Source organism: Snodgrassella alvi, assembly GCF_002777855.1.
Classification (GTDB): domain Bacteria; phylum Pseudomonadota; class Gammaproteobacteria; order Burkholderiales; family Neisseriaceae; genus Snodgrassella; species Snodgrassella alvi_E.
Genome location: NZ_MEIK01000035.1, coordinates 25,046 through 36,966, shown reverse-complemented (window position 1 = coordinate 36,966; position 11,921 = coordinate 25,046). Strand labels below are relative to the sequence as shown.

General features: G+C 41.9%; 10 protein-coding genes and 1 tRNA gene. 5 read left to right on the top strand and 6 right to left on the bottom strand.

Annotation, left to right across the window (positions count from 1 at the left end; all coding sequences use genetic code 11):
* Positions 1–10: 10 nt before the first annotated feature.
* Complete coding sequence (gene infB, locus BHC43_RS08560) at positions 11–2,938, top strand: translation initiation factor IF-2 (RefSeq protein ID WP_100157121.1); 2,928 nt, start codon at positions 11–13, stop codon at positions 2,936–2,938.
* 80 nt (positions 2,939–3,018) lie between these two features.
* Positions 3,019–3,390 carry a 30S ribosome-binding factor RbfA gene (gene rbfA / locus BHC43_RS08555; RefSeq protein ID WP_100157120.1) on the top strand — a complete coding sequence of 124 codons (372 nt, stop codon included), beginning with the start codon at positions 3,019–3,021 and terminating at the stop codon, positions 3,388–3,390.
* 80 nt (positions 3,391–3,470) lie between these two features.
* On the opposite strand, the gene BHC43_RS08550 is transcribed toward rbfA, so the two are convergent.
* Positions 3,471–3,956: a YbhB/YbcL family Raf kinase inhibitor-like protein gene (locus tag BHC43_RS08550; protein WP_100157119.1), complete on the bottom strand. Its 486-nt coding sequence runs from the start codon at positions 3,954–3,956 to the stop codon at positions 3,471–3,473.
* Between the two features lie 494 nt (positions 3,957–4,450).
* Here BHC43_RS08550 and BHC43_RS08545 point away from each other — a divergent pair, with 494 nt between their 5' ends.
* Positions 4,451–5,149, top strand: coding sequence for an alpha/beta fold hydrolase (locus BHC43_RS08545; protein WP_100157118.1), 699 nt, complete (start codon positions 4,451–4,453; stop codon positions 5,147–5,149).
* 80 nt (positions 5,150–5,229) lie between these two features.
* On the opposite strand, the gene BHC43_RS08540 is transcribed toward BHC43_RS08545, so the two are convergent.
* The 3 genes from BHC43_RS08540 to eno all read right to left on the bottom strand — a co-directional run bounded on the left by BHC43_RS08540 (position 5,230) and on the right by eno (position 7,510).
* Complete coding sequence (locus tag BHC43_RS08540; RefSeq protein ID WP_100152031.1) at positions 5,230–5,610, bottom strand: SpoIIAA family protein; 381 nt, start codon at positions 5,608–5,610, stop codon at positions 5,230–5,232.
* 262 nt (positions 5,611–5,872) lie between these two features.
* Positions 5,873–6,193 carry a cell division protein FtsB gene (ftsB, locus tag BHC43_RS08535; protein ID WP_100152032.1) on the bottom strand — a complete coding sequence of 107 codons (321 nt, stop codon included), beginning with the start codon at positions 6,191–6,193 and terminating at the stop codon, positions 5,873–5,875.
* 33 nt (positions 6,194–6,226) lie between these two features.
* A complete protein-coding gene (gene eno, locus BHC43_RS08530) occupies positions 6,227–7,510 on the bottom strand; it encodes a phosphopyruvate hydratase (protein WP_100141299.1) in 1,284 nt (427 codons plus the stop codon).
* A 475-nt stretch (positions 7,511–7,985) separates the two neighbouring features.
* Between eno and BHC43_RS08525 the strand changes: the two genes are divergently transcribed.
* Both BHC43_RS08525 and BHC43_RS08520 read left to right on the top strand, forming a co-directional pair.
* A tRNA-Ser gene (locus BHC43_RS08525) sits at positions 7,986–8,078 on the top strand.
* A 321-nt stretch (positions 8,079–8,399) separates the two neighbouring features.
* Positions 8,400–10,379, top strand: coding sequence for a ligand-gated channel protein (locus BHC43_RS08520; RefSeq protein ID WP_100157117.1), 1,980 nt, complete (start codon positions 8,400–8,402; stop codon positions 10,377–10,379).
* Positions 10,380–10,598: 219 nt separating this feature from the next.
* On the opposite strand, the gene BHC43_RS08515 is transcribed toward BHC43_RS08520, so the two are convergent.
* Positions 10,599–11,360 carry a TatD family hydrolase gene (locus BHC43_RS08515; protein ID WP_100152034.1) on the bottom strand — a complete coding sequence of 254 codons (762 nt, stop codon included), beginning with the start codon at positions 11,358–11,360 and terminating at the stop codon, positions 10,599–10,601.
* A 46-nt stretch (positions 11,361–11,406) separates the two neighbouring features.
* Entirely contained in the window at positions 11,407–11,838 is a 432-nt protein-coding gene (locus BHC43_RS08510; RefSeq protein WP_100157116.1) for a ProQ/FINO family protein, read from the bottom strand.
* Positions 11,839–11,921: the final 83 nt, after the last annotated feature.

Below are 11,921 nucleotides of genomic sequence, written 5' to 3'. Positions count from 1 at the left end.
GGGTACGCGAATGAGTAATCAAATAACTGTAGAACAATTTGCCTCGGAGCTACATATGTCTACTACTAGACTGTTGACACAGCTGGCCGAAGCAGGAGTACACAAACAGACAGCATCAGATAAACTGACTGCTGAAGATAAGAAACAGTTGCTGGTTTATTTAAAGCAGTCTAATGGTAGTCAGTCTGCCGGTACCATCACACTGAATCGTAAGAAGCAGGCCGAAAAGAGTACGGTAGGTGGGGTACAGGTTGAAACCCGTCGTCGTCGCCGTATTGTAGTGCCACCTGAAGAACAGCAGGTCAGTTTGTCTGAAGAAAAGCAGGCACCTGTAAAACATGAATCAGAACCAGTTAAGGTAGATACTGAAGCTGAGCTACAGGCGAAAAAAGCCGCTGAGGAGCAGGCTGAAGCCAAACGCAGAGAAGAATCTGCAGCTGCCGCAGCTGCAGAGGCGGCGCGTTTGAAAGCAGCAGCCACGGCCAGTAAAACCGAACCAAAACCTAAAGTGGAGGCTGTGCAGACAGAAGTGGTAAAACAGGAAGTGAAACAACAAGAAGTTAAACAACAGCAGGTTGAAGTGGTAGCTCCTAAGGCAGAAGTTTCTGCTGATAAAAAAGCAGCAGATAAAAATGAGCAGCACAAATCCAAACGCAATCGTAATCGTAATAATGCGAAGAAAGTGGATTTGGCTGCTTTGGTGGCCGAAGCAGCCAAACCGATTATTAGTCCGGAAGAGCAAGCTCAACGCGATGAAGAAGCACGTCGAGCAGAGGCTTTACGAGAACAGCGTGAAATGCTGCTGAAACAGAAGCAAGAGCGTCAGGCGCGCCGAGAAGCGGCCAAGCAACAAGCTATGGAACAAAGCAAAGCCGCCAGCGAGCAGAAATCAGCAGAAGTACGTTCAGCCAAACCGACTGAGAAGAAATCGGTTAGCAGCGCTTCTGTCAAAGCTGCGGATAGCGGGAATGATTCAGGTTCACGGCGCAAAAAAGATGAGCAACGTCATCAGCGTGAAGATGATATGCCTAAAAATAAATCTACTCGCGGAGGTAAAAACCGTCGCGGAACAGATATGGGTAATGGCGAGGACAGCCGTAGACGTGGTGGTAAAAAAGGTGGTAAGAAACAGCTTAAACTAGAGCCGAACCAGCATGCATTCCAAGCACCTACAGAACCGGTAGTACATGAAGTGCTGGTACCGGAAACCATCACGGCGGCAGAGCTGGCTCATAAAATGGCCGTTAAAGCAGCTGAAGTGATTAAGACCCTGATGAAGATGGGCATGATGGTGACCATTAATCAGTCATTGGATCAGGAAACCGCCCTGATTGTGGTAGAAGAAATGGGTCATATCGGTAAGGCTGCGGCAGCAGATGATCCTGAAGCATTTCTGGATGAGGATACGACTGTTACTGAAGCTGAAGCATTACCACGTCCACCGGTGGTGACAGTAATGGGTCACGTAGACCATGGTAAAACTTCTTTATTGGATTATATTCGCCGTGCCCGTGTGGTACAGGGTGAGGCCGGTGGTATTACTCAGCACATCGGTGCTTATCATGTTGAAACGCCTCGTGGTGTGATTACCTTCTTGGATACTCCGGGGCATGAAGCATTTACGGCTATGCGTGCTCGTGGTGCTCAGGCTACTGATATTGTTATTCTAGTTGTGGCTGCCGATGACGGTGTAATGCCGCAGACGATAGAAGCGATTGCTCACGCTAAAGCAGCCAAAGTACCTTTGGTTGTGGCTGTAAACAAGATTGATAAAGAAGGCGCTAATCCGGAACGTATTCGCCAAGAACTAACGGCACATGAAGTGGTGCCGGATTCATGGGGTGGTGATGTACAGTTCATCGATGTTTCTGCCAAGCAGGGTACGAATATTGACGCTTTACTGGAAGCAGTACTGCTCGAAGCGGATGTGCTTGAACTGAAAGCACCGGTTGATGCTGCTGCTAAAGGTATTGTTGTTGAATCACGGCTGGATAAAGGTCGTGGTGCTGTGGCAACTTTGCTGGTACAAAGTGGTACTCTGCACAAAGGCGATGTGGTGCTGGCCGGTACAACTTTCGGTCGTGTACGTGCTATGGTGGATGAAAATGGCAAAACTATTGCTGCTGCCGGCCCATCTATTCCAGTTGAAATTCTGGGATTATCTGATGTGCCTAATGCAGGTGAAGATTTCATCGTACTGGCAGATGAGAAAAGAGCTCGCGAAATTGCATTGTTCCGTCAGGGTAAATACCGCGATGTGCGCCTAGCCAAGCAACAGGCAGCCAAACTGGAAAACATGTTTAATAACATGGGTGAAAATCAGGCACAAAGTCTGCCGATTATCATTAAAGCCGATGTACAGGGTTCGTATGAGGCTTTGGCTGGAAGCTTGCGTAAACTATCTACTGATGAAGTACGTGTAGATGTATTGCATAGTGGTGTAGGTGGTGTAAGCGAATCTGATGTTAATTTGGCGATTGCATCCGGTGCTGTGATTATTGGCTTTAATGTCCGTGCTGATGCTACTGCACGCAAGCTGGCTGAGCATGAAGGTATTGAAATCCGCTATTACAACATTATCTATGATGCTATTGATGATGTGAAAGCTGCTTTGAGTGGCATGTTGGCACCTGAGCAGAAAGAAAATGTAATCGGTACGGTAGAAATCCGTCAGGTTATTACGGTATCTAAAGTAGGCAATATTGCTGGTTGTATGGTTACGGATGGTTTAATTAAACGTGACTCGCATGTACGCTTGATTCGTAATAATGTGGTTGTTCATACTGGCGAGCTGGCTTCATTAAAACGTTTCAAAGACGACGTTAAAGAAGTACGGCAGGGCTTTGAATGTGGTTTGATGCTGAAAAACTATAATGACATTATGGAAGGTGATCAGCTGGAAGCATTTGAAGTGGTTGAGGTTGCCCGTAAACTTTGAAGATAATGAGCAGTAACAGGCAGCCTAAAAGGATATTTTGGGCTGCCTGTATTATTGCCTGTTCACAGAAAGGATTGATTATGCGCAAACCACAACGCGGTTATGCACGTCAGGATCGTGTCAAAGAGCAAATTATGCGTGAGTTGGCCAATTTGGTACGTGTGGGTCTGAAAGACCCGAGAGCCGGTTTTATTACAATTAATGAAGTTGAAGTAACTCGTGATTATAGCCACGCTACTGTTTATTATACGGTGCTGGATGATGCTACACGTGCTGTTACTGAAGAAGCTTTAGAACATGCTAGAGGCTATTTGCGCAGTGAACTGGCGCGGCGAATTACTCTTTTCCGAACACCTGAATTGACTTTTATTTATGACGATTCTCTTGAACGGGGTATGAGTATTTCGCATCTGATAGATACGGTAGCAAAAGAAAATCCCATAGAAGATTGAAGATAAATTATAAATATAAGGTTGGTCTTTGAAGGCCAACCTTTTTTATATTCGGTGATAAATTAATATTATTGAATTAATTATCGACCGTAGTAAATTGTAATCGAAGCTTGAGCAATAGCATGGCTGTTGATTAAAAAACCTGCACAGCTGGTTGTTACATCCGTCGGCAAATCAATTTTATTGGTATCTAAAGCATAAACGGTAAAAATATAACGATGTGGTGGCGTGCCTTCCGGTGGGTAGAATCCTGAATAACCCAAGGTTCCTGTGTCATTACGTAGTTGCTGTGCACCTACGGGAAGATTTTGCCCATCTGCTGCTCCGGCATTGCGTTGTAATTCGGTTACGTCTTTAGGAAGATTGACTACCATCCAGTGCCACCAGCCTGCACCTCCAGTTGGTGCATCTGGGTCATGACATTGAATTGCAAAACTTTTGGTTCCGGCCGGTGCATTCTGCCATGCCAATGCTGGCGACTGATTATCTCGGTCACTTTGATAGGAGGAATCAACGGTATCGCCATTTTTAAATTCGGAACTGGTTAAAATAAAATTTTGGGTCATAATTTCCTCTCAATCAATTAATAATGTTAATGACTGTTTAATTTTGCGATATGTGCTGTGTTAAGTCAATTTTGCTGTGAATGTAGAGGTTTAAGGTACAGATATAATTATATGTATTGTATTTATGCAGAATGGCATAATGTTTATTATTCAGAGGATGTGATTGAGAAATTTTTTGCCTGTGTAGAGCCCAGTGATTGATGATAGCGTTGGTTGAAAATACTAATTACTTGCTAAAGTGAGTATTTGTGAAGGTATTTCTGCTTGCTAGAGGAATAGAGATAATTAATGATAGTTATCATTGTAAAATGACTTGTTGTTTTTGCTTTAAATGCTTTAGCTTCAGTTGATATAGAATGCTGATATATTAAGCTTACTGTATTTTTATTTATGTGCAGAATACAAAATATCTGTTTTGATTCGTTAGTGGGCAGAGTAGAAATTAATCTGATATTTAATTTGTAAAAATAATTTTTTTGATAGTGAATTATAAAATGTCCGATCAAAGCTTTTTACCCTGGGTATGTATTCCCGGCTTTATGCTGGATGAAACATTATGGGATGAGATGAAATCTTATTTACCTGTTTCTCAATCTGTATGCTGTGCTTCCTTGGCCAAAGGTGAAAATATTGAAACAATGGCGGAGAATATAGCTGCTTTTGCACCGAAACGGTTTGTACTGATCGGTTTTTCTCTGGGGGGATTTGTTGCAAGGGCTTTAGCTGCTAGATATCCGCAACGGGTTGCCGCTCTGGTGTTAATTGCATCGTCATTACGTGAAGATACTCCTGAACAGCATAAGGCTAAGCTGAATACATTAGAGATTCAGCAACATTTACATTTTCGAGGATTAGGAAACAAAGCCATTATGCAGACTTTACGTCCGGATAATCAGAATAATATGGATTTAATTGCTCGTATTCGTGGTATGAGTGAACGTTTGGGGTTTGAGGTTTTAAAACGACAATCACTGCTCAGTCGGGCAACGCCAACTGACCAGAAAATTTCTTGTCCAACTTTGGTTATTGCTGCAGCACAGGATCAGATGCGCTCTTTGGATGAGGCACAAGAGTTGCAGGAATTTATACCACAGGCCAGCCTTAAAGTTATTAACGATAGCGGGCATATGATTCCCTTGGAGCAACCGAAAGTACTTGCTCAGATCATTTCTAATTGGATAAACCTATTGTGATTAATTATGCTAAAAATTTTATTATTTTTGGAATAGGTTTATTTGGTAAAAGTAGAATATATCAATTTAAATTGATGCATTTAATGATTGTTACCAATAACAGTTGTGGTTTGAGCATTCTGCTCTAGCCATCTTTGTGCTGGTTCGATTTCACTAAAGTATTTTGGGTGTTGTAATGTCAATAAGTTGGCAAAACGTGCACCAAGCCGAATCCATATGTCTTCAACAACGATAGCGGTACGGCCGATGTCATGTGCATGTTGACGTAAAAATCGTAAGTGTTCTAGAGCCATATCGATGGTAAAGTCTTTCATTTGGCTCAAATCTAGCAATAAATCAGGCTGTAGTTTTTGATTAATGGCTGATAATAATGCTTCTTCCAGTTGATTGAAGTCTTTCAGTGTGAAGTCGTTATGTAATACTACTTTGAGACCGTAACTTGTTTTCTGAATAGATATCATTTATCTGCCTTTTTATTCCCTACTTATGTACAACGTGCGCCTATGGTCTATAACATCATACTGATGGTTAAATATACTGGCTATCTATATTACCGCTTTATGATTTAATATCGACCTGAAATGGGCAGTAGCTGTCGTAGGTATACAACTAAATTTTGTAATATGAAATTTAGATTTTATACAAATTGAATGACATTTCACATCTGTGAATAAAAACAGCTTTCATTAATGAAAGCTGTTTATCTGGGTAATTATCGGGATGTCATCTTGTAGGTATGGTGGCTGATGTATCAGTTATGGTTGTGAGCGTTCCAGAGGGTACAAAGCGGTAAAACACTTCGCCTCCTTGTATATATCCTAGCTTATCGCGAGCCATTTCGTTGATTGCATCTTTTCCATCAGCAAGATCTTTAACTTCAGCGGTGAGGGCACGATTGCGTTGTATCAATGCTTCATTACTGGAATTTTGCGCAACAACACTTTTTTCCAGTTTCCACATGTCTTGCCAGCCGCCATGCCCCATCCACAGGTCGTATTGCAAACTGGCTAGTGCCAATAACAGTACCCAGGTTACCCACTTCATCTTATTTGCCTATCGGTTTTGCCTAGATCCGGTTTAGCCCAGCTGATAAAAGGCTTTTTTACCTGGATAATAAGCAGCGCTACCTAGTTCTTCTTCAATTCGCAATAATTGATTATATTTGGCGATGCGATCGGAGCGTGACAGGGAACCAGTTTTAATTTGCATGCAGTTCGTACCCACGGCTAAATCAGCAATGGTGCTGTCTTCAGTTTCACCTGAACGATGGCTCATTACACTGGTATAGCCTGAACGTTTCGCCAGATCTACAGCTTTTAGTGTTTCTGATAAGGTACCAATCTGGTTAACTTTAACGAGTAATGAATTAGCTAGTCCCTGAGCAATGCCTTCACTTAAAATGGCGGGATTGGTGACAAATAGATCATCGCCTACCAACTGTACTTTTTTGCCCAATCGCTCTGTTAATAATTTCCAGCCATCCCAATCATGTTCACTCATGCCATCTTCGATTGAGACAATCGGATATTTGTTCACCAATTCTGTAAGATAATCTGCAAATTGCGCACTGGTCAGGTTTAATCCTTCTGCTGTTAATTGGTAATGTCCATCTTTATAGAATTCACTAGATGCACAATCCAAAGCCAGTACGATGTCTTTGCCGGGTTCATAGCCTGCGGCTTCTACTGCAGACAGTATCAGCTTGATTGCTTCTTCATGGCTGGACAGATCGGGTGCGAAGCCACCTTCATCACCAACGCAAGTAGACATTCCTTTGTCGTTGCACAATTTTTTCAGCTGGTGGAAAACTTCTGCACCGCATCGCAGAGCTTGGCGGAAAGATTCTGCACCTACCGGCATAATCATGAATTCTTGAATATCCAAACTGTTGTTGGCATGTGCACCTCCATTAATAACATTCATCATGGGCACGGGCATAGACATGGGTCCGGCTCCACCGATGTATCTGTATAAAGGTAAACCAGCATCTTCTGCAGCGGCACGGGCGACAGCCAGTGATACGGCGAGGGTAGCATTGGCTCCAAGACGACCCTTGTTTTCGGTACCATCCAAATCAATCATAATCTGATCAATGTAGCTTTGTTCGCTGGCATCGATGCCAATTAATGCTTGTGCAATCTCATTATTAACATTTTCTACGGCGTGTAATACACCTTTACCAAGATAACGCTGTTTGTCTCCGTCACGCAGTTCCAATGCTTCTTTTTCGCCGGTTGAAGCACCAGACGGTACTGCGGCTCTGCCCATTACGCCTGATTCTAGTAAAACATCACATTCCACTGTAGGGTTACCACGTGAATCGAGTATTTCACGCGCAAAGATGTCAATGATTGCACTCATGCAAGTCTCCAGATTTTTTAAATTTTTGTATTGTTGTGCGATAAATTGTACAAACAACAGGCCTGTCAATGATTAGCAGGTTGAGGTAATTAAGCTTGGTATTATACCGAAGCCTTGGTATGAGAACAGGGTAATTTACACTTGGATAAGACAGGCTGGAATTTGGAAAGCATTTTTTTGTATAGTACAGCAAATTTTGACCCTCTAAGCGTGTAGCTATGTTAATACAAAATATTGTTTTTGCTATTTGTATAGGGATAGTTTTAGCTTGATACGGATGCTTTGCTGGAATTGTCAGTGTTATGGAGGTATTTGCTTTATGTAATAAAATTATGAGGCTGATGATAGATTTTATCGAAAAGAAAATATCTTTTACTGTTAGTGTGTTAGAAGTTGTTCTAATATTTCTGGCTGTTTTGCCGTGAATATTGTTTGACAGTAAAGCATCGATTGGGTATAGTTCGCACTTCTCTACGGAGAGTTGGCCGAGTGGTCGAAGGCGCTCCCCTGCTAAGGGAGTATACGGGCAAAACCTGTATCAAGGGTTCGAATCCCTTACTCTCCGCCATTTTTGAAAAATCCCTGATTTGTTCAGGGATTTTTTATTTGTTCTCTTTTATTCTCATTTAGATAAATAAAACTGATTTGTTTTAAATAAAAATATCGAATCTTCTGGGCTGGACTGCCTTTCTAATTGTGCTCATTGAGGTTGAAATAGTCATTCTGGCTTTCTTTGTTGTAGCACTGATTGATGGTTTGTCAATAAACTTAATGCTTTTATTGTTTATTTATGTTAAATTATATAATGATTATTATTATCATTATGTAAATATAACGCCTTAGTTTAAGCGTTTTTTTGGCGTGATCATTTTCAGGAGTCTATTTTTGTATGCGCAAACTCGTCCATCATTCTTTTTCGCTGGCGCTTCTGCCTACTTTGGTTTCTCCATTATATGCCGCGGAGGCGGATTTGGCTGATGTGGTGGTGACTGCATCTGGTTTTAAGCAACAGGCAAAAAATGCTGCAGCTTCAATTACAGTAATTAATGCTAAGGAGCTGGAAACTAAAGAGTACCATGATGTGACTGATGCTTTGCAAGACGTTCCGGGCGTGGTGGTAACCGGTGGCGGCAGTACTAAGGACATTAGTATCAGGGGTATGTCTGGGGCGTATACGATGTTGCTGATAGATGGTAAGCGTGTAAATTCGCGTGGTGTGCGCCCGAATTCTGATGGGCCTGGGATTGAACAGGGTTGGATGCCGCCCATATCTGCTATTCAGCGAATAGAAGTGATTCGGGGACCGGCTTCGGCTTTATATGGCTCTGATGCGATGGGTGGTGTAATTAATATTATTACGAAAAAAACGGCTGCTGACTGGACAGGATCAGTGAAAGCAGATGGTACGATTCAGCAGCACAGTAATAGTGGCAATATATTGCAAAGTAGTGTGTATGTTTCCGGTCCTTTGATTAAAGAGCGTCTGGGTATTCGAGCTAATGCAGGATATTCTCATCGGGATGAGGATAAGTTTATTGGTGGCTATAAAGAACAACGTATGCGCAATGGTGATTTGGTGCTGTCTTGGACGCCTGATGATAGTAACACGGTTGATTTTGAAGTCAGCCGCAGTTTGCAGAACCGTAATGGTAAGGTGGGTAAAACGATCGATCCGACTCCGCGACGCGGAGCAAAACCAACTGATGACTATACGCTGTATGACCGTAATCAATATAGTGTCACTCATCGTGGATATTATGAAAATATTGATACTCAATCATATGTTCAGCGAGAGGAAAATGATAACCCGTCTCGTGATATGCATGAAAAAAATACTATATTCAATACGCAAACTCAGTTTCGCTTGCATCGGCATACGCTAAGTATTGGTGGTAGATGGCAGCGAGAGCAGCTTAATGATTCCGGTAATCAGTTGATTATTAATGGACGAAGATTAACAAAACTAGAGCGTGATTCCTGGGCAATTTTTGGACAGGATGAGTGGCGTATTGTGCCAACTTTTGCTTTAACTGGTGCGGCACGTCTTGATCATGATGAAAATTATGGTTCGGAGTTAACACCGAAGTTGTATGGGGTATGGACGCCGAATGATGAATGGACGATTAGAGGAGGATATTCCCGTGGCTACAAGGCGCCGGCGTTACGCGCTGCGTCAGATGGCTGGGGACAGGCAACTGGTGGTGGTTATTCTAATGGGATGATTGTGGGTAATTCCAAATTGAAACCAGAAAAATCAGATAATTTTGAAATTAGTTTTAATTGGGATAATAACCGTAATTTGTCCGGCGGGGTGACTGCTTATCACACTAAATTTAAAAATAAAATAACAGAAGTACGTACTTGTCAGGGCAAGGCTGGTTCAAATGCTTGCTCATGGCGAAATGAGTATTTTGATTTTATCAGTCAGCGTGAAAATGTGGATAAGGCGCTCTTGCGCGGTATTGAGGCAACTTTTGGCTGGAAAATTACGCCTAAAGTAGATTGGTCTGCCAATTATACTTTTACTCGGAGTGAACAAAAAAGTGGGCAGTTTAGTGGTAAACCGCTAAATGAGATGCCTAAACATATGTTCAATACCACGCTGAATTGGAATGCGAATACAAAATTTTCTAGTTGGGCGCGCTGGAATTTCCGCAGTCGTACTTCAGATTATTTGTCACGTACCTCTATGGCGATTGGTAAGCCTTCTTATGGTTTTGTGGATACTGGTCTGGTATATAAACCTCGGAAAGATTTGATTCTGAGTGGTGGGATTTATAATATTTTTGATAAAAGAGTTGATCAGCAAGATTATGGCCGTACTTTAGATGGACGCCGATATAATATCAGTGCACAAGTCAATTTTTAATCTGAGTATTTTAGTTAAACAAGGGGGGAAATTTCCCCCTTGTTTATTTTTAAATGATTTAGTTTATCTGCGGATTCTCTATCTGAATGATAAGTGCATAAAGCTACTGAGAAATCGGGGTGTAACATGTTTGGAAATTATAATTCATTGCATTTAAGTAAGATCTGGCTGTACCAGCTGATTGATTAAATACATTATCTTTGTAAATAAGAGTTTAATTTATATATTTAATAATTTAAACATATTTTGAGTGGTGATAGCGGCGATATCCTGCCAATGCATGTTACGCAAGTTGGCTATGATTTTAGCTATCTGAAGTAAATGCTCAGGACTGTTGCTGTGTTGAGGGTTAGGGGACATATAGGGTGCATCTGTTTCGATGACCAGATGCTGTAAAGGAAGCAAGGTGGCGATTTGGCGTATTTTTTTAGACTGTGGGCGCAAAAGCAGAGAACCAGCACCAATTAGAAAACCCTGTTTAATCCATGCCTGGGCTTCTTCTATGCTTCCAGAAAATGCATGTGCAATACCCCCATTAGTAAAACCACAGCGTTTAATACTGCGCAAACAGTCAGCTGTAGCATGTACATGATGAATGATTGTTGGTCGCTGAGTTGTTTTGGCCAATTGTAATTGGGCTTCGAAACAGTTAATTTGTTGGTTTTTATCACTTGTATTTTCAGCATGAACATAATCAAGTCCTATTTCGCCAATTAAGGCTTGTGAATGCTGAAGCAGCAATTTTTCCAGATTGTCGATTGCAGTATCGCTAAAGCTGTCTAAATACCATGGATGAATGCCGATTGCTGCGTATATGTAAGGTTGAGATTGTGCCAAATTAAGGGAGGTTATCCAGTCGTCTGGATTGGTTGCTGGCACGAGGAAGTGGCTGATGTTTTTTTCGGCAGCCAGCTGCAGCACTTGAGTCAGGTTCTCAATAAGTGGGCTATGGTTAAGGTGGCAGTGGCTATCGAAGAGCATGATATGAAAAACACGAGCATGAAGCTCGTGTGTTAAATATGTAGTACTAGTTTTGTGTTTGTTCGCTATCGATACTTTGGCCAGTTTCTGAAACTTCTTTTTCAGTGATTGAAGTATTGTCTGTGGCTGGTTTGGTGGTTTGCATCGAGGGATGTTGCTTAGCAATGGCTTGTTCTTCTGGTGAAACTTCACCTTTGAAGCGGTTATTCAAGTCAAAGCGTTTACCGCCGCGTGCCAAAGATTTGATATAACGTGGCCGGCGACAGTGATTAGCTAGTACACGCGCAATCAATGCTGGATCATATTGTGGCAGTGCTGTGATTAAGTCCTGATCAATACCAATTGCCAATGGTTTGAAATGTTTGAATACGTCGTACTTACGGTAGATATGTTCGGCAATCATATCAGTTTGTTTTTTCTTGCTCATGGTTTGTACAGCTGATTTGAGGGCTGCACCCAAAGCGGTTTCTTGACTCATATAGTTACTTCCTTGTTGTTTACGGCCACTTTAGTAATTGGAATTAATCAGTAGATGATTTGGTTCATTACTTGTATGGATGG